The organism is Candidatus Zixiibacteriota bacterium (assembly GCA_016933955.1).
GTDB lineage: Bacteria > Zixibacteria > MSB-5A5 > GN15 > PGXB01 > JAFGTT01.
The window spans coordinates 201,560-222,431 of sequence record JAFGTT010000032.1 but is presented as its reverse complement, the minus strand read 5'-3'; the positions used below and the strand labels follow the sequence as shown (position 1 = coordinate 222,431).

General features: G+C 48.2%; 20 protein-coding genes. 11 read left to right on the top strand and 9 right to left on the bottom strand.

Features of this window, described 5'->3' with window-relative positions; genetic code table 11:
- Positions 1-40: 40 nt before the first annotated feature.
- Positions 41-379 carry a DMT family protein gene (locus JXQ28_12255; protein MBN2278505.1) on the bottom strand — a complete coding sequence of 113 codons (339 nt, stop codon included), beginning with the start codon at positions 377-379 and terminating at the stop codon, positions 41-43.
- Positions 380-541: 162 nt separating this feature from the next.
- Here JXQ28_12255 and JXQ28_12250 point away from each other — a divergent pair, with 162 nt between their 5' ends.
- Positions 542-1,729 (top strand): class I SAM-dependent rRNA methyltransferase, encoded by a 1,188-nt coding sequence (locus tag JXQ28_12250; GenBank protein MBN2278504.1) that lies wholly within the window; start codon positions 542-544, stop codon positions 1,727-1,729.
- A 64-nt stretch (positions 1,730-1,793) separates the two neighbouring features.
- Here JXQ28_12250 and JXQ28_12245 read toward each other — a convergent pair whose 3' ends face one another.
- A complete protein-coding gene (locus tag JXQ28_12245; GenBank protein ID MBN2278503.1) occupies positions 1,794-2,585 on the bottom strand; it encodes a hypothetical protein in 792 nt (263 codons plus the stop codon).
- A 66-nt stretch (positions 2,586-2,651) separates the two neighbouring features.
- On the opposite strand from JXQ28_12245, the gene JXQ28_12240 reads away from it, so the two are divergent.
- The 3 genes from JXQ28_12240 (at position 2,652) to JXQ28_12230 (ending at position 6,830) form a co-directional block, all read left to right on the top strand.
- Positions 2,652-3,260: a hypothetical protein gene (locus tag JXQ28_12240; protein ID MBN2278502.1), complete on the top strand. Its 609-nt coding sequence runs from the start codon at positions 2,652-2,654 to the stop codon at positions 3,258-3,260.
- A 100-nt stretch (positions 3,261-3,360) separates the two neighbouring features.
- The gene (gene pepF / locus JXQ28_12235) at positions 3,361-5,184 is read left to right on the top strand and encodes an oligoendopeptidase F (protein ID MBN2278501.1); all 1,824 of its coding nucleotides are present in this window, start codon (positions 3,361-3,363) and stop codon (positions 5,182-5,184) included.
- A 284-nt stretch (positions 5,185-5,468) separates the two neighbouring features.
- Complete coding sequence (locus JXQ28_12230) at positions 5,469-6,830, top strand: sodium:solute symporter (protein ID MBN2278500.1); 1,362 nt, start codon at positions 5,469-5,471, stop codon at positions 6,828-6,830.
- A 103-nt stretch (positions 6,831-6,933) separates the two neighbouring features.
- On the opposite strand, the gene JXQ28_12225 is transcribed toward JXQ28_12230, so the two are convergent.
- The 3 genes from JXQ28_12225 to JXQ28_12215 form a co-directional block, all read right to left on the bottom strand.
- Positions 6,934-7,233 (bottom strand): RNA-binding protein, encoded by a 300-nt coding sequence (locus JXQ28_12225; protein ID MBN2278499.1) that lies wholly within the window; start codon positions 7,231-7,233, stop codon positions 6,934-6,936.
- A 358-nt stretch (positions 7,234-7,591) separates the two neighbouring features.
- Positions 7,592-7,960 carry a hypothetical protein gene (locus JXQ28_12220; GenBank protein MBN2278498.1) on the bottom strand — a complete coding sequence of 123 codons (369 nt, stop codon included), beginning with the start codon at positions 7,958-7,960 and terminating at the stop codon, positions 7,592-7,594.
- Positions 7,944-9,194, bottom strand: coding sequence for a hypothetical protein (locus tag JXQ28_12215; GenBank protein MBN2278497.1), 1,251 nt, complete (start codon positions 9,192-9,194; stop codon positions 7,944-7,946). The genes JXQ28_12220 and JXQ28_12215 overlap by 17 nt, the downstream gene beginning before the upstream one ends.
- Before the next feature lie 199 nt (positions 9,195-9,393).
- Here JXQ28_12215 and JXQ28_12210 point away from each other — a divergent pair, with 199 nt between their 5' ends.
- The 6 genes from JXQ28_12210 to JXQ28_12185 all read left to right on the top strand — a co-directional run bounded on the left by JXQ28_12210 (position 9,394) and on the right by JXQ28_12185 (position 14,096).
- Positions 9,394-9,891 (top strand): GNAT family N-acetyltransferase, encoded by a 498-nt coding sequence (locus tag JXQ28_12210; protein ID MBN2278496.1) that lies wholly within the window; start codon positions 9,394-9,396, stop codon positions 9,889-9,891.
- Positions 9,892-9,928: 37 nt separating this feature from the next.
- Positions 9,929-10,552 (top strand): methyltransferase domain-containing protein, encoded by a 624-nt coding sequence (locus tag JXQ28_12205; protein MBN2278495.1) that lies wholly within the window; start codon positions 9,929-9,931, stop codon positions 10,550-10,552.
- A 21-nt stretch (positions 10,553-10,573) separates the two neighbouring features.
- The gene (locus tag JXQ28_12200; GenBank protein ID MBN2278494.1) at positions 10,574-10,855 is read left to right on the top strand and encodes a hypothetical protein; all 282 of its coding nucleotides are present in this window, start codon (positions 10,574-10,576) and stop codon (positions 10,853-10,855) included.
- A 79-nt stretch (positions 10,856-10,934) separates the two neighbouring features.
- Positions 10,935-11,717, top strand: coding sequence for a GNAT family N-acetyltransferase (locus JXQ28_12195; protein ID MBN2278493.1), 783 nt, complete (start codon positions 10,935-10,937; stop codon positions 11,715-11,717).
- A gap of 368 nt (positions 11,718-12,085) precedes the next feature.
- Positions 12,086-13,177 (top strand): ribosome small subunit-dependent GTPase A, encoded by a 1,092-nt coding sequence (rsgA, locus tag JXQ28_12190; GenBank protein MBN2278492.1) that lies wholly within the window; start codon positions 12,086-12,088, stop codon positions 13,175-13,177.
- 145 nt (positions 13,178-13,322) lie between these two features.
- Positions 13,323-14,096, top strand: a complete 774-nt coding sequence (locus JXQ28_12185) for a class I SAM-dependent methyltransferase (GenBank protein ID MBN2278491.1) — start codon at positions 13,323-13,325, stop codon at positions 14,094-14,096.
- A 13-nt stretch (positions 14,097-14,109) separates the two neighbouring features.
- Here JXQ28_12185 and JXQ28_12180 read toward each other — a convergent pair whose 3' ends face one another.
- On the bottom strand, positions 14,110-16,023 hold the full coding sequence (locus tag JXQ28_12180) for a methyl-accepting chemotaxis protein (GenBank protein MBN2278490.1): 1,914 nt from the start codon (positions 16,021-16,023) through the stop codon (positions 14,110-14,112).
- A 436-nt stretch (positions 16,024-16,459) separates the two neighbouring features.
- On the opposite strand from JXQ28_12180, the gene JXQ28_12175 reads away from it, so the two are divergent.
- Positions 16,460-17,815 (top strand): carboxypeptidase regulatory-like domain-containing protein, encoded by a 1,356-nt coding sequence (locus tag JXQ28_12175; GenBank protein MBN2278489.1) that lies wholly within the window; start codon positions 16,460-16,462, stop codon positions 17,813-17,815.
- A gap of 66 nt (positions 17,816-17,881) precedes the next feature.
- Here the strand turns inward: JXQ28_12175 and raiA are convergent, their stop codons facing one another.
- From raiA to lptB, 3 genes are all read right to left on the bottom strand, one after another.
- Positions 17,882-18,241, bottom strand: coding sequence for a ribosome-associated translation inhibitor RaiA (raiA, locus tag JXQ28_12170; protein ID MBN2278488.1), 360 nt, complete (start codon positions 18,239-18,241; stop codon positions 17,882-17,884).
- A gap of 319 nt (positions 18,242-18,560) precedes the next feature.
- The gene (rpoN, locus tag JXQ28_12165; protein ID MBN2278487.1) at positions 18,561-19,964 is read right to left on the bottom strand and encodes an RNA polymerase factor sigma-54; all 1,404 of its coding nucleotides are present in this window, start codon (positions 19,962-19,964) and stop codon (positions 18,561-18,563) included.
- 154 nt (positions 19,965-20,118) lie between these two features.
- The gene (gene lptB / locus JXQ28_12160) at positions 20,119-20,844 is read right to left on the bottom strand and encodes an LPS export ABC transporter ATP-binding protein (protein ID MBN2278486.1); all 726 of its coding nucleotides are present in this window, start codon (positions 20,842-20,844) and stop codon (positions 20,119-20,121) included.
- Between the last annotated feature and the right edge of the window lie 28 nt (positions 20,845-20,872).

Sequence of the window (20,872 nt, the reverse complement as noted above, 5' to 3'; positions counted from 1 at the left end):
TATTAAGATATGTCCGAAGTTTCCCATTAGACCGCGCCGGTTAATGGCGGAAGATGAAATAGGCCGCCCCGACCAGACACAGCCCGGCCCAGAGGAAATCGAGCCGAAGCTGTTGTTTCATGTAAACGACCGAAAAAAGCGCGAAAATACACATGGTGATAATTTCCTGGGTGACTTTGAGCTGTCCCAGCGAATAATACTGGAATCCGATCCGGTTGGCCGGGACCTGAAGGCAATATTCAAGGAAGGCAACGCCCCAGCTGATAATAATAACCATTGCGAGTGGTTTGCGGCTGAAATCCTTTAAATGACCGTACCAGGCGTAAGTCATGAAAAGATTGGAACCGATCAGAAGCAGAACCGGCGCGAATTTATCCATAAAGGTTTCCCTGATTTTGAATTTTCATGTTTTCATTTTCTCAAACAAGCGAGGAATTAAAATGAACGGCATTTTCAATGTCAAGAGGCGGATGAATGATTGCCTTTGGGAATTTATAAATATATCATTGGCCTATGGGCAATACCGGGGAAATATTCGACCATGAATGAAATTATTTTAAAAAAGGGGCGGGAGAAGCCCGCCCGCCAGTTTCATCCGTGGCTATTTTCGGGCGCCATTGATAAAATTTCCGGGTCGCCCGAGCCGGGAGAAATCGTGCGGGTGATAGGTTGCGATGAGGATTTTGTCGCCCTCGGATATTATAATCCTTTTTCCCAGATACAGATCCGTCTTCTGGAATGGAATGATAATATATCAATTGATAAGGCATGGTGGGAACACCGTTTGGCGACCGCTATTGAATCCAGAAGCCGTTTTAAAAACGATGAAGACACCAATGCTTATCGTCTGGTTTTTGGTGAGGCCGATTTTTTGCCGGGACTGATTGTTGATAAATATGCCGATTTCATTGTCATGCAGTCTTTGACGCGCGGAATTGAAGCGGTTAAAGATATTATTGCAGGAAGCCTCAATCGTCTTTTAAAACCGACCGGTATATATGAGCGGAGTGATGCATCGATTCGATCGATGGAAAGATTGAAGGCCGCCAAGGGGCGGTTGGTCGGTGAAGAACCACCGGATTTGCTGGACATCAATGAAAACGGGCTTAAATTCCGGATTGATATCAAAAACGGTCAAAAGACCGGGTTTTATCTTGATCAACGGGATAACCGCATGATTGCGTCACGATATGTCCTAGGGGGCCGGATGCTGGATTGTTTCAGTTATTGCGGCGGTTTTGCCGTTTATGCTCTTCGGGGTGGGGCCGATTCGGTTATGCTGGTAGATTCGTCGCAGGAATCGCTGGCCCTGGCCAAAACAAATCTGATCCTCAACGGTCTCGATACCGAACAGGTGGAATACCGAATTGGAGATGCTTTTCGGACCTTGAGAGATTTGAGAGAGGCTGGTTCGCAGTTTGATTTGGTCGTTCTTGATCCGCCGAAATTCGCCTCATCGAAAAGCCATCTACAAAAAGCCCTGGCCGGTTATAAGGATATTAACCTGACGGCGATGCAGATTCTCCGGCCGGGCGGAATACTGGTCACTTTTTCATGCTCCGGAGCGGTTACACTCGATTCTCTGAAAATGGCGGTCTTCTGGGCCTCGGTTGATGCTCATCGGCAGGTGCAGATTCTGCAGACCATGCATCATGCCGAGGACCACCCCCGGCTGTTGTCTTTTCCGGAAGGGGAATATCTTAAGGGGATGATTTGCCGGGTGGAATAATGAACCCGGATAGAAATTGTCCGTTCAATTGATTTCACTACGTAATTTCGTTTCCGAAATGTACTCAGATGAGCCGTTTGAGAAACGGCTGAAAAATCCAGACCCATAAAAATGCCATAAAAAATGAAAGCGCAGTTCCGCCGATAAGGCCGATGGCAGGGTAGGTCAAAAAGACCCCGAGACCGAAGATGATGATATTCGATGAGGAGAAGAGAAGGATTTTTCCGGTGGCCCTGGCAAAGGCCGGCGACTGATTGATACTCAGAATAATCATGGTCGATAGGAGAACGGCCGGAAAAGTGGAAAAAAGCCCGACCCAATAGGCACTTGCAAAGGCCGATATGAGAACCGTCCCGCCAACCACGCCGCCGGCAAAAACGGCCCGGATTAACAGTTGAAAGGCAGTGTATTTTCGAGTTGTTCGAGCCGCCGAGGGAATTTTCAGGACGTTCTCACATATCAGGAAAAGTGCAATGGCAATGATGACATAAATGGCAATATTATCTATCCAGCCGGTCAACATCAGGTGCCCCGCCAGAAAGGCCAGACCGGCCCAGACGGCAAGCGAGAGAGCGGTTGCCGCGGCTACTCCGAAGCGAAGGGAGACTATGAATATAAAGAGAAAGATGGTATCGACAGTCATCCCGATCGGAACCGCCCGCGTGGCCTCGGCGGCGAAATAACGATCGCGGGTCAATGAAATGAAGACGAACGATACGAGAATATTGGACGGCAGATTGGTCAGCAGTCCGCCGATCTTGCTTCCCAGGCGTTCGGCCAGAAGAGTCGCCGAGGTTATCCAGATACCGGCCGCCATAAAAGAAATTATGGTTTTTAAAATAATTGTTTGCTCCATATGGGGTAAAAATTATACATTATACAGGGTGGGGAAAATATAAAATTAATAATGCCCGGAAAGACTATGTTGATATTAAAAGATCGAATAATAATTATCTGTCTGCTGGCGGCTGTTATTGCCTGTAAAGGAGATAATGATAAATCCGGGCCGGTTGTGGAGCGACGAACCGATACGGTCGCAGACAGTGTTGACCAGGCCAGACTCCGATTTCAGATCGGTATCCCCGAGAAATGGGCTCCGGCCATTTTGAAGATGATTCGGATTTCTGTATTCGACGGGCAATCGCAGTATTTTCTGGCCGGCGGGCAATTTTCCAAGGATTCGGTATTATCGAGCAGTCCGATTGATTCTACGGCTATTACCGCCGAGCAGTTCGGGTTGTTTACACGGCCGCTGGTTACGGCCCTTGAAGGAAATCTGGACATTAATATCAAATTCGTGGGGGATAAAGAAGAAATTTTATCCGAGAAGGAACTGACTATCTCCTTGAAACCGGACTGGGAGTGGACGGTTATGATCCGTTTTTCGGATCGTGAACCTCATGGGACCGGGTGCCGGGGATGTACCGGTTTTGAGGAAATGACTATTCCCGAGGCCCTGGTTTTCGAAAAGGGACTAAGGTTGTTTGTTTTCTGGGGCGGCAATTCTATCAAGAATCCGGTTATTTATTAATTTGTCTTATTCTGTGCTTATCATCGTTCGAAGTCTTGAATTTCCCGCAATTGTTTTGCATATTCATCGGAAGTATTGAACCTGAATCAGGAAGGATAAAATGACGACTGATCTGAAAAAGACCGGGGCTATTCCGCAGCGTTCGGATATTGCCGAAAAATTCAAATGGAATCTGACAGATCTTTACGCTGACGATACCGCCTGGGAAGCCGACAGCAAAAAAGCGCAGGGGTTGATCGAAAAGGCGAAAAGTTATACCGGGCAACTGGCCGGTTCGCCCGAGGTTTTATATGAGTGTCTCGAATTACGCAGTCAGCTGGGTCTGATCTGCCACAATCTTTATCAGTATGCCAAACTGAACCAGGATCTCGATAACCGGGTTTCCCGTTATCAGGCTATGACCGAGCGGGCGGCCATGTTATCATCACAGGCCGGGGCCGCCTATTCGTTTGTGGAGCCCGAATTATCGGCCATAGACGATGAACATCTGCTGGAAATGGCCGCAAAATTTCCCCGGACCGATGTTTATGATTTATATATCCGGGAATTGATCCGTCACCGCGAGCATATCCGTTCGGGCGAAGTCGAGGAACTATTGGCGCAGGCCCAGATGATCGCCCGCGGTCCGGACAGTATTTTCACTATGCTTGATGATGCCGATATCAAGTATCCTTCCATCCGCGATGAGAAGGGCGACGAGGTGGTTATTACCAAGCAACGCTATGCCAAATTTATGGAATCTCCCGATCAGCGGGTCCGTCGTGACGCCACCGAGGCGATGGTCTCGGCCTACAAAGAACATATTAATACCATCGGGGCGACCCTGGCCTCGACAATCAACAAAGATGTCTTTTACGCCCGGGCCCGCCGGTATGAAAGTTGTCTGCATGGGGGGCTGGATGCGTTCAATATTCCGGTGTCGGTTTATCATTCGCTTCTGGATACGACCGAGGCGGACCTGGCCGGAATGCATAAATGGATGGCAGTCAGAAAAAAGATTCTGGATCTGGAAAAAATTTATACGTACGATGTTTACTGCCCGCTCTTTCCCGATCAAAATTTCGAGGTCGGCTACGATGAAGCGGTGAAGCAAGTGATCGAGGCGGTTAAACCGCTGGGTGAAAAATACGGCGAGGTATTGAAAAAGGCCTTCGCGAGCCGCTGGGTGGATGTCTTTGAAACGGAGGGTAAGGGCAGTGGCGCCTATAGCTGGGGGAATTACTCGGCGCATCCCTTTGTCCTGATGAATTACAACGACACCGTCAGCAATATGTTCACGCTGGCCCATGAGATGGGTCATTGCCTGCACAGCTATATGTCCAATGAAAAACAGCCGTTTCCCAAAGCCCAGTATTCGATTTTTGTCGCCGAGGTAGCCTCGACGCTCAATGAAGGATTACTCCTGCAGTACCTTCTGGCCAAAATGACCGATACCAGGCAGAAATTGTTTTTGCTCAACCGGAATATCGACGGAACCCTGGGAACGTTTTTCCACCAGGTAATGTATGCCCGGTTCGAATTGATGATCCATGAACAGGTCGAAAAGGGAGAGGCGCTTTCGCCGGACCTGATGAACCGGATGTGGGAGGATTTGACCCGGAAATGCTACGGCCCGGTCATCACCATGGACGAATGGTCACGGTATAAATGGGCGCGGATACCGCATTTCTATAATCAGTATTATGTGTATCAATACGCCACATCGTACGCCGCCTCGCAGGCCATCCTGAAGAAATTCCTGTCAGGTGAGGAAGGTATTATTGAAAAATATCTGGGTTTATTGTCCTCGGGCGGGTCTGATTATCCGATTGAACTGCTTAAAAAGTGCGGGGTGGATATGACCACGCCGGAACCGTTCAAAGCGACATTAAAGCTTTTTTCCGAACGGGTCGATGAAGTCGAGCGGCTGGCCGATAAACTCTAAAATTACTGATAAATGAATGAAACCGGGGAGTAAATCCCCGGTTTTATTATGGCCTAATCATTATCTGTGCCATTGAAATATATTAATCCCGGCATGGCTAAACCGGAATGGAAAGCGGCATTTAATTACTTTGACAGAGATAATCCTGTTGCCGCCATGCTAGGATTTAATTATTATCATCCATCGATAAAACTTGCACATGGGGAGGTGGCTTGGCTCAATTTCTAAAAATCGCGGTGATCGCCGCATACGCCCTGATAATTATTATTATCGGGTTTCTGGGGATGCGCCGGGCGAAATCGTTTTCGGATTTTTTCCTGGGGGGCGGCAAGATCGGACCCTGGATGACTGCCTTCACCTATGGCACGGCCTATTTTTCGGCCGTTCTGTTTATCGGATTCGCCGGTAAGATCGGCTGGGGATTCGGTTATTCCGGTTTGTGGATTGCGGCCGGTAATGCCCTTCTGGGAGTCTTGGGAGTCTGGTGGCTGATGGGTCCCCGGATCAAGAAAATGGCCGCCGAATACAATGTTCACACCATGTCGGAGTATTTCGAAATTCGATACCGGAGCAAGTTTTTGAAACTGATGGCGGCGATATCGATATTTATCTTTTTCGTACCGTATTCCGCGGCCGTCTTTATGGGGCTGTCGTACCTGTTCCGGTCCACCTTCGGGATCGACTATACCCTGGCCCTGGTATTGATGGGTGGTTTTACCGGGATATACCTGGTGCTCGGGGGGTACAAATCGATGACCATGATCGATATGGTGTTCGGGGTGATTATGACGGCCGGGGTGGTGATTCTTCTGTACTGCGCAATTGATAAGGCCGGCGGGTTGAACAATATTACCGCGGGATTGAAGGCGATCAATCCGGATCTGACGGCGATAGTCGGTCCCCCGGGCTGGTGGCCATTGTTCTGTCTGGTGTTCCTGACCAGTGCGGCGCCGTTTGCCATGCCGCAACTGATTCAGAAATTCTATGCCATCCGGGATAACCGCTCGATCAAAATCGGCATGATCGCCTCGACTTTCTTTGCCGTTCTGATTGGCGGAATCGGGTATTTTACCGGGGCGACGACACGTTTCTTTCTGACCCCGGAAAACGCTTCGGCGGCATTCGATAAGGGCGGGCCGATATTCGATGCCCTGATGCCGGAGTTGATGGTGAAAATTATCCCGGAGGGACTTTTGGTACTGATTCTGCTTTTGATTCTATCGGCTTCGATGTCCACTCTGGCGGCTCTGGTGCTGATATCCAGCTCGGCGGTGGCCAAGGATTTTTATGCCGGGTTCGTTAATAAAAATGCCGAGGACAAAAAACTAACCCTGCTGATGCGGGTTTCGAGCGGGTTTTTTGTGATCCTGTCGGTCATTATCGCTTATTTTAAACCGACCACGATTGTGGCCATACTGGGTATTTCATGGGGCGCGATCGGGTCTGTTTTTCTGGGTCCGTTTGTCTGGGGTCTTCTAACCCGCCGGGCCGGCAAAGTCGGCGCTATCAGTTCAGCTCTGGTGGGGTTGACGGTGTGCCTGATGTTGTACCTTACCGGGACACCCTCGCCGCAGGCCGGAACAGTCGGGATGCTGATTTCGCTGGCGGTCAATCCGCTGGTGAGCCTGGTCTTCCCGGCCAGATAGGGGATAAATAATAAATGTATAGAAGAAAAAAGGACAGGTTTTGAAACCTGTCCTTTATCATTTTCTGGTTGAAAACGATGCTTTGCGATAGAAGTCAGTTCCCTTAGAAACGTCGATCGCCGCCACCGCGACGTTCACGACCACCGCCGCCGCCCCGATCGTTGCGCGGACGAGCCTTGTTGACATTAAGTTTGCGTCCGTTCATCTCCTGGCCATTGAGGGCGTCGATAGCCGCCATGGCCTCGTCCTCGGATGACATTTCGACAAAACCGAACCCGCGCGAGTCGCCGCTGATCTTGTCCTTGATGATGGTGGCACTTGTGACCTCGCCATAATTCTCGAAAGTCTGGCGAAGATCATCCTCTGTCATATTGTATGACAGATTCCCGACGTAGATGTTCATTCTACACTCCAGATTTGTTTATCTTGTCCCTGACGATTTTTCAATATAACGTGGAAATACAAGATAAATTCATTCACGCGCACTATTGCGCCATTACCTCAAGATATTTAATTTTTCGTTGGATTTACCGATGGGAATGCCTCAAAAAATAATACCAGAGATAAGTTTTCATACAGCCATAATATACATTACGGCAAAAACTTGTCAATGTTTATTTGAGATTCCGAAAAATAATGTAAAAACGCCCGTATTGCCTTGTACCATAATGTGATATGGGAATCCGATTCGGGTTTTATTGACCGGGTGTTTTCCGGTCCGATAATGCCGTCCGCTTTGAATGGACCGCATGGTGCGATTGTCAATTCGATGGGAAGTCGAGATTGTCAAGAGGAACCCAGCCCTGATCACCCCTTGAATTCTCACACCAGGCCCAGCCGCTCTCCTGTTTGATAATGGTCAGATTATCTCCGACGGCGACATTCAGTTCGGCCGCCGAATAGTCAACAGCGGCCAGATGGAGGCCATGTTTTTCATCGATATATTTTTTCGGTACCCAGCCGCTCCGACCGTCTGCAATTACGCACCAGATCCAGCCCGGCCATTCCGACGGACGCGGTTCCACTTGGACTTTTTCACCGGCTTTAATCACCAGGGGATCGGGATATGGGGTCCGGTATTCGGCAATCACCGTAGCCGGTAGCCCGGTTTTTTTATTTCCTGTGGGCATCGCGGGTTAGTCTACCATTTGTTTTTTCATACTGAGTTACTTTGATATGCATGGTTCCCCGGATTACTCGAAACAGCAATTCATCGGCCTTATCATGTCGGAGTGTTTTGGAATTGTTTTCATTTATTGAAGTCATAGTGATAGTCCGGTGTTCATCGGCCCCGACTGAGATATCGCGGCCTTTATACATAAACATGAATTTGCACTCCGCTTTGCTGTCCCGGATATTGGTAAAACGGACCTCGATTTCGTTTTCCGGATACAAGCTCACCCTGAAATCCTCACCCTCAGAAATATCTTTTTCTTCGGCTTTGTTTACCTCGGCTTCAAGGGTAAAGCCGCCTTTTTCGACATGAATCACGATTTCATCGGCCTCGGTAATCGATTCCGGGTGTCTGGAATATAAGATGCCTTTCCGGGCAAAGTTATCATAACTGGAAACATTTTTGAGAGGTTTCCCGGCCCGGAAGGGAATATCCCGGGCGAAAGAGCTGTCGCCGGTAATATCCGTAGCACGAAACATGAAGGATTTACCGGGTTCGGTCTTGACGCGGATGATCTCGCCGTTTAAGGCTTTGGTCCTGAATGGCGGGGTTATGATTGGCGCCGAGGGTATCGAGTCGGCCCAATCCGGAATCCCGATCCGGGGCTGGTCCGGGTAACTCATCGGGGAGTAATCGTGGGGGACAAGAAACAGGCTGTCATCGACGGCAGTGACTTTGATATTTCGGAGTTCGACATAACGGTCCTCGGTTACCAGCATATCAATCCGGAGCGGAAATCCGAGATCGGTCGGCATCCACCGGGCGACAAGCTCTTCGCCTTCCATTGAGAGAATTGATATTTCACATTCATAGCCGGATACGGGGCTGACCCCTTCGGAGCGGCTTTCGCCTTTTGAGGCGATGAGCCGGGCATACTGAAAGAGATCGTTTTTCATGTTCATACGGTTGATGCTGGGGATAACATAGTAATCCCGGCTTTCGGGGTAAATGACCCTGGTCAGGCCGGTTTCCTGGCTGACAATCATGATGGTTTGTTCGCAGTCGATTTCTCGATCCATCCGGTAGGAGGCGCCTTTGATATAGAATTTGCCGGTAATATCGCGGTCGTCTTTATGATCGATGAGATCGGCCGTAAATTCCCTGAGATCATTTTTTTTATGGCCGCAGTTTATTAGAGCGACCGTCACAGCCAATCCGAGCGGCATGATTGCCCGCATGAACCATCGCATTTTAACGGTTCCCTTTGTTATATACCCCTTGAAACCTGAGGATGATAATGGGGCCTGGGGGCCGTTCTGTCAATGATAAAATCCGATCCACCCGGCTATCGATATGATATTACCCGGAGTTTAAGACTATTGAGATAAAACGGGTGACTTGATCGAAGCCCTTTGCGTTTATTTATCAGGAGGGGTATATTTAATAGCCATGATTATAAAAATAAAAGAAGCCGGACGAGATAAGAAACCCATTCTGGAGCGGCTACTGCAGTTGTATTTTTATGATTTCAGCGAAATCGAGGGGGGCGATGTTGATGATCAGGGATTGTTCCATTATACCTATCTCGATATTTATTGGGAAGAGACCGGAAGGTATCCATATTTGGTATATGTCGATGGCCGACCGGCCGGATTTGTCCTGGTCCGTTGTCATTCTTATTTCGACTCCCCGGAGAAGACTCATGTAATGGCGGAGTTTTTCGTCATGCGGAAATACCGCCGGCGCGGGGTCGGTTCCACCATGGCCTTTCGGATTTTCGATAAATTCCCGGGCCGCTGGGAAATAGCGGAGACCCCGCATAATTATGAAGCCCGGGAATTCTGGAGACATGTTATCGGGCAATATACTGGCGGCAGGTTTGAAGAGGTCATACTTGAAAACGATCGTTGGCGGGGACCGGTCCAGTATTTCAAAAAAGTCGAATAAGGCCTGGGTTAATTGTCACTTTTTTTATTAGTCAGAAATGCTTGATGAACAGAATAGACATGACCTGATACGGGCCTATGATCTTAACGCGGCAGTCCGGGATAATGACAGGATATCATCATGGAAAGCGGCCGAGCGGAAGATGTTTCTTGATCTTCAAAAAAAATCAGGTGTTCGGAGGATTCTTGATCTCGGATCCGGACCGGGACGGGATTCGGCTTTTTTCGTAAAAGAAGAGTTTATCAATACTGTAGCGGCTGATTTTTCATACCGGATGGCTTCATGCTGCCGAAAAAGAGGAATCGAAACAGTCTTAATGGATATTATGGATCCCTGTTTAAAAGATTCATCTTTCGATGCAGTCTGGGCGCTGAATAGCTTATTACATATACCCAAAAGAGATTTGTCCCAGGTACTGCAGAATATTGGAAGGCTAATGACAGATGATGGATTATTCTATATGGGAGCGTACGGGGGGGTTGATTTTGAAGGTATCCTTGATGATGATGTATATGAGCCGCATCGTTTTTTTTCATTTTATACTGATATGAATTTAAAAGAAATTGTCGCCAGAGCATTTGAAATTTATTATTTTAATTTGATTCCGCTGGGAAATCCGAAAACATATTTTCATTCATTGGTTTTGAAAAAACCGAATTAATCCTGTGGGGAGTTGAAAATTATGTCTTATAATGGAGGTGCCGCGGCGGCCGCCGCGGCCATAGCCAAAGCAACCAAAGCCTCGGGAGTGCTGGTCAGTGTTTCCCCCGATGACTTTATGAAAATAATCCAGAGGGCGGATCGCCCGGTGGTAGTGATGGCCCGGGGCGGTTTCATGCTCAGGAAATATCGCTATCTGACCAGCTACAAAGGATTGGCATTTGTTACCCTCTCGGAGAGCGTCCTCTATTTTTCCGGAGGAATTGAACTGATAGCGGCACAAAAAATATGGATTCCGAACTGAGCGAAGGCTGTCCGAGAGAGCCTTTTTGTGTAATTCTGCGAGTAATATCAAATCGGATACAATGAGGGGAGGTTAGGTTATGGCATTTATTCAGGTCCGGGATATGGATTCATCGGATGAGTATTTTGTGTCGGCCTGTTCTCATATCAATGAATCCGAGGAAATGGATACCGCCGCCGCGAAACGATTGGTCTGGATAAAAAAAATGTATTCCCGCGGGATGCGGGTCAAGGTGGCCCGGTTAGGTGATGACCGGGTGGGATTTCTGTATTTGATGCCGATTGACATTTGCCCGTGGGGACCTATCGGTCGTGATCTGATGGTTATTCCGTGTTTATATGTCATGGAGAAGGGGCAACATAAGAAAGCCGGGCAGTCCCTCTTAAAGGCGGCCGAGGCGGAAGCCCGATTGCAGGGTTTCAAAGGGATGGTGGTCACCGCCTATTATCATGATTTCTGGTTTATGCCGGCCGGATTTTTCGAAAAATTCGGTTTTGAAGTCGCGGCGAGCGAGAAGAACACCGCCCTCATATGGCGGGTCTTTGACGAAAAGGTCAAACCGCCCCGCTTCCTCAAAAGAAAATACAAATTTAAAAGTGTTCCGGGCAAAGTGGTGGTTGATTTATTCCATCATACATTTTGCATGACAGTTTGCCAGGAAGCCGAGAGGGTGCGGGAGGTGGCGGCGGAATTCGCCGATAAAGTCATTTTTAACGAATACAGCGCCGATGATCCCGAAATCCTGCGTAAGTATCAGACTCCCAGGGCGATTTTTATCAACGGGAAGGAAATCAGCTGGGGCTATGAAGCGCCGCGGGAGGGCATCCGGGAGGCAATAACAGAGGCCTTGAAAAATGTCTGAGTGATTTTTGGTCTTGACTTTTTTGGATTTTGGCGCAACTTTATAACAACAAAACACGTAACGGCTATCGAGATAAACTTAATTACGGAGGGAAGGATTTTTATGACCGCTGTGTATCAATTAGATCTTAGTCAAGCATGCCCGGCGGAGGCTTCTCGATAACGCTTTTATTTCATTATCATTGATAGTACCGGTTAGCCCAAAGGGGGCGGCCGCCTTACAATATATATAATTCCCGCCGCGGGCATGATTATTGGCCGCGGTGTTTTATGTACCAATATTTAAGCCGCGGTAGATGGAGCGCGGTTTTTTTATTGTACCGCATAGCCGCCAAGACAACAAACAGATATACCTGATGAGGCAATAAAATGAATTTGAATCTACTCGGCTGGAATAATTTCTTCAGCCAGGCATTTGAAAATTATCGAAACGATGGTTATATCCCGGCCAGGGTGGCCAGGGAACACAAAAACCTTTATCTGATCTATACTGAAACAGGTGAGATGCCGGCCGAAATTGCCGGGCGATTGAGACATCAGGCCGAAACCAGGGCCGATTTTCCTGCGGTTGGGGACTGGGTGGCGGCGGAGATGAAACCGGGCCAGGATCGGGCCATGATTCGGGTTGTCCTGCCGCGCAAAAATGCCTTCATGCGGAAGGCGGTTTGTTCAGGGGGCATGCCCGATAGCGGAGGACGGACCGAGGTTCAGGTCCTGGCCGCCAATATCGATACGGTGTTTCTGGTCAGCGGTCTCGATCATGATTTCAATCCCCGGCGAATTGAACGATATTTAGCTTTGGCCCGGGAAAGCGGCGTCAGTCCGGTTATTATATTAAATAAATCGGATTTGTGCACCGACCTGGATGATCGATTAAGGGAAATCGATACGGTAGCCTATGGCATTCAGCGGCATGTAATCAGCGCAGAAACGGAACATAATCTGGAAACAATCCGGCCATACCTCGAGCCCGGGCAAACGGTCGCTCTGTTGGGATCGTCGGGGGTCGGGAAATCGACCATAATCAACCACCTGCTGGGCGAGGAGCGTTTGAAGGTTAACCAGGTCAGTCAATTTAACGATCGAGGCCGTCATACCACTTCGTGGCGGGAATTGATCGTTTTGCCATCGGGCGGGCTGATGGTCGATACACCGGGGATGCGGGGGCTGTCGGTCTGGTCCGACGCGGGAGGCCTGGGGGAGACATTCTCCGATATCGAGGGTCTGGCCGGCCGATGCCGGTTTCGGGATTGCCGTCATCAAAACGAGCCGGGCTGTGCCGTGCAGGAGGCTTTGAAGAATGGGACTCTTGACGAAGACAGATATTTGAATTTCATCAAGCTTCAGAAGGAGTCGGCCTACCAATCAATAAGAAAAGACCAGCGGGCTCGTCTGAGAGAGACAGCCAAATGGCGTAAGATTGCGCTGCATCAAAGAGAACTTAAGAAAAGAAAGAAGTAATGGGTAAGAGTGGAGCAGTTAGGGAGCATTTTATTGATAAATAGGAGGCTTTAGGAGTAAAGTGGGCATATTTGAGTGAATTGAAAGCAAAAATATCTTTATTTTCAGACCGGGGGTTATTTGATTGATGAGGAAGGATTAATCTGTGCAAGTTGAAAACTATAAGAGATTGAGCCACTTCTATGATAACGGGTGGGGCCGATATGCAATCAAGTATTTGGAACTGATTGATCGGCTGTGGCCGCCGGCCGGGTTGTCCGGAGCGCATTCTCTTGATCTGGCCTGCGGAACCGGGAATCTGGCTATCGAACTGGCCCGTCGAGGTTTCCGGGCGGTTGGACTGGATTTGTCTCCCGCGATGATTGCTCAGGCCCGTAAAAAAGCATCCGGCATGGATAATATCTCGTTCGCAATTCAGGATATGCGCCGTTTTAAGGTCGCCGGACAATTCGATTTGGTGACCTGCACTTTCGATTCCATCAACTACCTCCTGGAAGAAGCCGATCTGGAAGCGGTTTTTGAAAAAGTGCATGATCATCTGAAAGAAACGGGTCGATTTATTTTTGATTCCAACACTCATAAACTTTATAGTCAGCACAACGGAGAATTCGTTCACGAATTCAACGGCGAGCGGTTTCTTCATAAATGCCGGTATGAAGCGGTCAATCGCCTGGCCCGGACCTCATTTGAATTCGGCGATGGATCAGTAGAAGAACATATTCAGTGCCCCTATGATATCGATGATCTTGAGCCGCTTTTAAACCGGGCCGGACTGGGTATCGTCCGGGCAATGGCATCGTTCGATATGTCACCCTACCAGAGCGACAGTAAGCGGCTGATATGTCTGGTTGAAAGGCAAAAGACCAAAAAAAAGGCAGGGGATTTTAAAAATCGCCCGCCTTATGATGGACCGGATTGAATCGGAATTGAAGTTAAAAGCGATTGATTGTTTCGCTTTCGTTGATATTCGATGATTCGTCGATCTTGCTTTGGAATCGGGTTTCGATTCTATACCCCAATCCGGATAATTGGTGGTCATGGGATTTTCGTCGAATTATATTTCCATCTGCCTGATAATCCGTATCAGCCTGTCCGGCTCCGTGGACGATACGGGCCAGTTGATTGACACTCTGTTGCATGTACTTGGCCTGAGCGGCGAGTTCTTCACTGGCCGAGGATGATTCCTCGGCATTAGAAGCATTCTGCTGGGTAACATTATTCATCTGGGTGACAGCGCTGTTGATTTGCTCGATTCCCTGGGCCTGATCGGAGCTGGCCAGAGCGATTTCCTGAATCAGGTGACTGACTTTGTCGTAACTGGCCGAAATATTCTCGATCAGTTTGACGGCATCTCCGGCCACAGAAACGCCCTTGTCGGCATTATTCATCGAGCTTTCAATCAGGGTATTGGTGTTGCGGGCCGCCTCGGCCGATCTCTGGGCCAGCCTTCGGACTTCTTCGGCCACCACGGCAAAACCTTTGCCGGCCTCGCCGGCGCGGGCCGCCTCTACAGCCGCATTGAGGGCCAGGAGGTTGGTTTGGAAGGCGATTTCATCGATGACCTTGAGAATTTGCGCCGTTTGTTTGGAGCTGTCTTTGATTTCGTCCATGGTGCCGGTCAGGGCATGCATGGATGAACGGCCGTTGGAAACCAGCAGGGATGTATCATTCATCAGGTTCTCAGCCAGTTTGGTATTTTCGGCATTGTTGCGGGTTTTTTCAGCCTGGATTTCCAGCGACGAGGTTATTTCCTCAAGCGATGAGGCCTGCTGGGAGGCTCCCGCCGCCAGGGACTGGCTGGCCCCGGCAACTTCTTGCGAAGCCGAGCCCACCTGCCGGGAACCCTTGGTAATCGATTCGATTACGGCGTTGATCGGTCCGGTGATGGATCGGGTCAGAGAGATGGCAATAAGCACCCCGACAGCAATACCGATCAGGGCGCCCGCTAAGATCAGGGTAACAGCCATGGTCACCCGGGAAGACATGACATTTTCCTGGGAGACCTTAAGAGCCTGACATGATTGTTCAAACTCATCGGCGGCCGCCATCATGGCCTGCTCCTCGAGAACCTTCAGGTCATAATGTTCGACCCAGGATTTAATACTGGACCGGTACCTATCGGCCGCGGCGTCAATTTTAACCAGGCGGTTTTTGTTGTTTTCTTTGGCAAACCATCCGGCCAGTTCCATGCTGAGCGACGCCGATTCATCCATAAGGCTATCGATACGGGGAAGAAGATAGAGGTGACCGGTGTAAACCAGGTCTTTTTCGATAATTCTCACCTGATTGGAATACATGGCCAGTTTATCGGTCATGGTAGCTTTCCACATGCGGTCGATCAGGACATCGGAAGTGGTGGAGGGGTCAAGCAATTCCAGGCTCATAGCGTCCTTCTGATCGACCGAGATTTCTTCGCACAGGGCTACGAAATCAGAAGCACTCCGCATCATGAGTTCCTGATCATCTTCTTGTAAATTGGTCAACTGGAGCCAGCGACCGAAGGCCTCGACATAGGTAGTCGCTTCCTGCCTGATATTTTCCACCGCCGTGCGATCATCGCTGTCGGTGAAGTCATGTTTTAGCTGTTCACAGAGGTTGAAGATACGGTTCATGGTGCCGGTCAATTCACTTACATAGATCGTATCCATCCGAATGATATAATTCTTTTCGGCCTGGCGAGCTTTATTCACCAGCTGACTCAAATTACGAACCTGGTCGACACTTTGCATACGGGCTTTAATACCCGAGAGGCCATTGTACCCAACCAGTGAAATAGCGGCGGTAATTATCAGAACTACCGCAAATCCCCCGATGATCTTTGCCCCCAGCCTCAGATTTTTCAACATTACTTTCCCCTTGTCGTTTAACCCAAAAGGCTGTTTTAATTGGTGTCTGATATTCCCGGAGTCGAACCCATTGACTATTTAATTTTTCGTTCAGTCACTGTATAGTATTCGGCAGAAGGCGGCCGGGAATTAATCGGCCATATTTCATATAATAGGTATTGTTGTCTAATATTGAGGTTCTGATGGTTTTTAAGCCATTGTAAATTAATTGCTTAATAAGTTGATAGTGAGGACCGATGGAAATCCAACATTATTGTTTAATACTATATTCGATTAAATATTAATTTTCCTTTCAAAATTGATTAAAAAAAGGACATATTCTCGGACCGGAAAATATCCCGGTACGAATATTTTCGGGATTTATAATATCGGTCCGGTATATGATCGGGCGCTATTAGCTTTGACAATTTCTTTGGTCCGATATATATTTACCGGTATGAAAGAATGTGATTTCGGTGATGCGGGGGAGGGTTGGTGCCGCCGTTTGACGGGAATGATCCCGATTTGGTTTCTCGCCCTGGGTTTGCTGGTAATACAATGCTCCGATAAGGTTTCCGGACCGGGCAATTCGATTCCGGTGATCGATACCGTTATTTTCGACCCGGAGTCGGTTCATCCGGGGGCGGATATCATTATGACGGTCGAGGCCCATGATCCCGACGGAGATTCAATTGTCTACCGATGGTCAACCTATCCCGGCGCGGCCCGGTTTTCGAATTATGAGTCGCCGCAGTGTACTCTGACCGTTTCTTCCGTTTTAAGCGGAGGAATGTCTTTAAAGGTCATTCTGGAGGTGGATGACGGGGTGGACACCACGAGCGAGGAATTCTGGATCCCGCTGGTTGAGGGTAATACAATATCGGGTTATGTCTATTACGCTCAAACCAGTATTCCGCTGCAATACGTCGAGGTGATGGTGGGCCGTTTGATCGACACCACCTCTTATAAAGGTTCCTATGCAGTCAGGCACGTTCCGATCGGCAACCGGATTATCACAATAAGTACACCCGGATGTAATGATTTTGTCGATACCCTTTCCGTAACCGGGGATACCGAGCTTGATATATATGTGGAATGTCCCGATCTGGCCAAAACGGTAACGGGTCAGGTGGCCACGGCGACAGGGACGGAGCTGGAGAATGTAAGGGTGACGCTATTAAACAAAGACGGATCTCCGACACCCCTGTCCGATCTGACCGATGTTTCCGGTAATTTCAGTATCGATTTTATCCCGGCCGGGTATCGGTCATTTCAAATTGAGGATGAGGGCAATCAGGATTATGAAATTCTGACCGACACTTTCGAAGTCCTCATCGAGAACGATACCACCATTAATCTACGAGGCCGAATTCGGGAGAGGGTTTTTGTTTCCGATGGTATCGAATCGCCCGGAGAATGGCTGTTTGGGGATGATGGAATCTGGAAAGGCTGGTTGATTGATGTTGAATATGAGAGTTATAATTATAATTCGTGCCTGATCAACGGGGCGGCCAAACTGACCATGGCACATCCCCTGCCCATTCCCGTCGATGCCGGCGGTATTTCCTGGTCGATCGATATCAGCCTGACGGAAGGCTTCTGTACAATTGGCTATATTCTGGATGATGAAGTGGTTGGAACCTCCCAGTTTGCGAATGGAAGCGGGGATTTCGAGGTTACGAGACAATTCTATTCGCAGGGCCATGATCCGGCCGGTAAGGATTTTAGTGTTGAATTTTATTCCTGGGGGACGACCTCCGGGGTGTGCAGTATCGTCCATATCAAGCATTTCGAAATATTCTATTACAGGTAGTAAGTCAGGATATATAAAAAGCCCCCCATTTGGATCGGGGGGCTCGAGTTTTGTATCGCGCGCTCTCTAAATATCAACGGCGTCAACATCGGTTTCCGGCCTGGTCACCTTTTCGACGGCTTCATTAATCTGCCCCGGATGTTTTTCTTTGAGTTTACCTTTGTATTTTTTCAACTGGGTTTTAACCTTGTCGATGGATTTTTCAATTGAGGCATACATGTCGTTGGAATCGGCCTTGCCGGTAATAACGTCTTTGTAAACTTTTACTTTGATTTCCGAGGTCTGGCGATATTTTTCCACGTCGAGGATAACTTCGGAAGCAATAATATGTTCGAAATACCTTTTTAGCCCGGTCACTTCTTTTTCAATATGCTCCCTTAATTCCGGAGTCAGGTCAAAATGCCTTGCGGTTATCTCGATATTCATCGTTACGCTCCTTTCTGAAAAACTGCCTTTATAACCGGGTCGTCTGTTGGTGCCGGCTTATACTGATACATTTAAACGCCAATAAATGATCCACCCCCTTGATTGATTTTTCTTTAAATGATGTTTTCACCGGCAGAGATTTTTCCAATTGTTCATCCGCCCGACCGGACAATATGTATGTTTCAGATATTACAGATTCATGAGATGCTGACGCGAGAAAAAGGCCCATCCAATAGCTTTCCTCCTATTTAATATACGGTCTTTCAGCCCTTCGGGTTATAATAAAAAGGGTCAATTTTCGGTTCGGGGCCAATACATTCTATATCTTGCGCTTACGAAAGCGAGCCGGCAAGATCTTCAATTCCTCGCGATATTTGGTTACCGTTCTCCGGGCCAGTTTAATTTTCTCGGTTTGGAGTCGCTGAAAGATTTCCTGGTCGGACAATGGTTTTTCGAGATCTTCACCCTGAATTATTTCTTCGATTCTGTTTTTGACGTGCCGTTTGGACATCTCACCGCCATCCTCATTGGCAATGCCGGAATTGAAGAAATATTTTATCTCGTAGACTCCCTGGGGGGTTTGAACATATTTGCCGTTGGATACGCGGCTGATGGTGGCGACATTCATTTCGACCTTGCGGGCGATTTCTTCCATAATCAGCGGTTTTAAAAAGGCCGAACCCTTTTCAAAGAATTCATACTGCTCTTCGATAATAGCCTCCATCACCCGGATCATGGTGGAGCGCCTCTGATTGATCGAATTGAGCAGCCAGCGAGCCTGTTCCAGTTTTTCCCGGACATATTTTTTGGTATCTTTGGAGGTCTTATTGCCGGCCTTGAGTAATTGACGGTATCCGGGATTAATCCTGAGTTGAGGCGTATTGCGATCATTATGATAAACAACATAGTCATCGCCGATCTTTTCCACGATCAAGTCAGGCACAATGGGCATGGCCGATGATTCAAAACTACCATGAGACGGGTATGGCGAAAGGGTTTTAATGAGGTCCATGGCCTGCTGGACTTTTTCGAAGGGAACCCCCATGGAACGGGAAATCTGGAGAATCGATTTGCGGTCAAGTTCATTGACATGTTTATCGACCACGCGATAGGCCAGAGAATCCTTGCATCCTTTTTCTTCCAGTTGAAGCAGAAGCGACTCGCGAAGATCATGAGCGCCGACGCCGGGCGGATCGAAATGCTGAATTTTGGTTATCAACGTTGATATTTTTTCAGGAGGTACGGAGAGCTCTTCGGCCATTTCCTCGGTCGAGACCACCAGGTAACCTTTCGGGGAGATATTCCCGATTATATATTCTCCGATCAACGTATCTTCTTCGTTCAACTTAAGATAAGAGAGTTGTTCCAGGAGATGGTCGTACAGGGTTTTTTCCAGGACCGGAACTCGTTCATAGAGTTCTTCGGGAACCGAAAAGCTGTTTTTTACTTTAAACCCGTCATCATCATCACTCAGGTAATTTTCCCAGTCGATTTTATCCAACTTGGGATCGATATCTTCTTCTGATTTGAGCAGATTTTCCGCCTCACGGTCATTTTGATCATTAAGTTCGGAAGGCTCGACCTCATCAAGCATGGGATTAACCGATAACTCATGTCTGAGAGTCTGTTCCAGTTTAAGAATCGGCATCTGGAGCATCTTCAAAGATTGTATCAGCTGAGGTGCCAGCGTTTGTTTCAGTTTTAGCTGTAATCCGAGTTTCATTTATAATCCGTTGCTTTAAAACAAGTTGCCGCAAATTAAGTAACAGTGAATCATCTAATACTCATATCGGTCTAAAAACCGGTTGTATTTAGATAAACTAATTGCTGACCGCTCTCATTGGCGATATTTTCATAAAGATTGTTCAGAAATTACCTCAGTTCAGCTTGAATTTTTCTCCCAGGTATATTTTCCGCGCTTCGGGATCCTCGGCGAGAAATTGCGAGGTTCCCGATTTTAGTATTTTCCCATCGCACATTATATAGGCCCGGTCACAGATGGAAAGCGTCTCGCGCACATTATGGTCGGTAATCAAGACTCCCAGCCCGCTTTCGGTCAAACGCGAAATTATTTTTTGAATATCCTCCACGGCAATGGGATCGATTCCTGCGAAAGGCTCATCGAGCAGGATAAACTGCGGTTCCGAGACCAGGACCCGGGTAATTTCAACCCGCCGTCGTTCCCCGCCCGAGAGCGAGTAAGCTATTCTTTTTCTCAGATGAGAAATGTCAAGCTGATCGAGTAGTTGTTCCAAACGCCGGTTTTGTTCATTTCGGGGCAAATGGCGCATCTGGAGAATGGCCCGGATATTTTCTTCGACGGTTAATTTTCTGAAGACCGAGGCCTCCTGGGCCAGATATCCAATTCCCATACTGGCTCGCTTGTACATCGGAAGCCCCGTGATATTTTTTTCTCCGAGATAAACCTGACCGGCATTGGGACGGATAAATCCGATAATCATGTAGAAGGTGGTAGTTTTACCGGCCCCGTTGGGTCCGAGCAGGCCGACAACCTCGCCCGGATTAACCTCAATCGTTACACCATTGACAACCGCTCTTCTTTTATATTTTTTAACAAGATTATGCGAACTCATTTTTATCATATTCATATATAATATATACGATTGAGGG

What these genes read in the sequence shown, in the direction of transcription:
- JXQ28_12225 (MBN2278499.1), bottom strand. Translation starts at nt 7,233, where the DNA reads ATGAACATCTACGTCGGGAATCTGTCATACAATATGACAGAGGATGAT.
- JXQ28_12230 (MBN2278500.1), top strand. Translation starts at nt 5,469, where the DNA reads ATGCGCCGGGCGAAATCGTTTTCGGATTTTTTCCTGGGGGGCGGCAAG.
- JXQ28_12195 (MBN2278493.1), top strand. Translation starts at nt 10,935, where the DNA reads ATGGCATTTATTCAGGTCCGGGATATGGATTCATCGGATGAGTATTTT.
- JXQ28_12180 (MBN2278490.1), bottom strand. Translation starts at nt 16,023, where the DNA reads ATGTTGAAAAATCTGAGGCTGGGGGCAAAGATCATCGGGGGATTTGCG.
- raiA (MBN2278488.1), bottom strand. Translation starts at nt 18,241, where the DNA reads ATGAATATCGAGATAACCGCAAGGCATTTTGACCTGACTCCGGAATTA.
- JXQ28_12255 (MBN2278505.1), bottom strand. Translation starts at nt 379, where the DNA reads ATGGATAAATTCGCGCCGGTTCTGCTTCTGATCGGTTCCAATCTTTTC.
- JXQ28_12210 (MBN2278496.1), top strand. Translation starts at nt 9,394, where the DNA reads ATGATTATAAAAATAAAAGAAGCCGGACGAGATAAGAAACCCATTCTG.
- rsgA (MBN2278492.1), top strand. Translation starts at nt 12,086, where the DNA reads ATGAATTTGAATCTACTCGGCTGGAATAATTTCTTCAGCCAGGCATTT.
- JXQ28_12245 (MBN2278503.1), bottom strand. Translation starts at nt 2,585, where the DNA reads ATGGAGCAAACAATTATTTTAAAAACCATAATTTCTTTTATGGCGGCC.
- rpoN (MBN2278487.1), bottom strand. Translation starts at nt 19,964, where the DNA reads ATGAAACTCGGATTACAGCTAAAACTGAAACAAACGCTGGCACCTCAG.
- JXQ28_12200 (MBN2278494.1), top strand. Translation starts at nt 10,574, where the DNA reads ATGTCTTATAATGGAGGTGCCGCGGCGGCCGCCGCGGCCATAGCCAAA.
- pepF (MBN2278501.1), top strand. Translation starts at nt 3,361, where the DNA reads ATGACGACTGATCTGAAAAAGACCGGGGCTATTCCGCAGCGTTCGGAT.
- JXQ28_12215 (MBN2278497.1), bottom strand. Translation starts at nt 9,194, where the DNA reads ATGCGATGGTTCATGCGGGCAATCATGCCGCTCGGATTGGCTGTGACG.
- JXQ28_12250 (MBN2278504.1), top strand. Translation starts at nt 542, where the DNA reads ATGAATGAAATTATTTTAAAAAAGGGGCGGGAGAAGCCCGCCCGCCAG.
- JXQ28_12205 (MBN2278495.1), top strand. Translation starts at nt 9,929, where the DNA reads ATGCTTGATGAACAGAATAGACATGACCTGATACGGGCCTATGATCTT.
- JXQ28_12220 (MBN2278498.1), bottom strand. Translation starts at nt 7,960, where the DNA reads ATGCCCACAGGAAATAAAAAAACCGGGCTACCGGCTACGGTGATTGCC.
- JXQ28_12240 (MBN2278502.1), top strand. Translation starts at nt 2,652, where the DNA reads ATGTTGATATTAAAAGATCGAATAATAATTATCTGTCTGCTGGCGGCT.
- JXQ28_12175 (MBN2278489.1), top strand. Translation starts at nt 16,460, where the DNA reads ATGAAAGAATGTGATTTCGGTGATGCGGGGGAGGGTTGGTGCCGCCGT.
- lptB (MBN2278486.1), bottom strand. Translation starts at nt 20,844, where the DNA reads ATGATAAAAATGAGTTCGCATAATCTTGTTAAAAAATATAAAAGAAGA.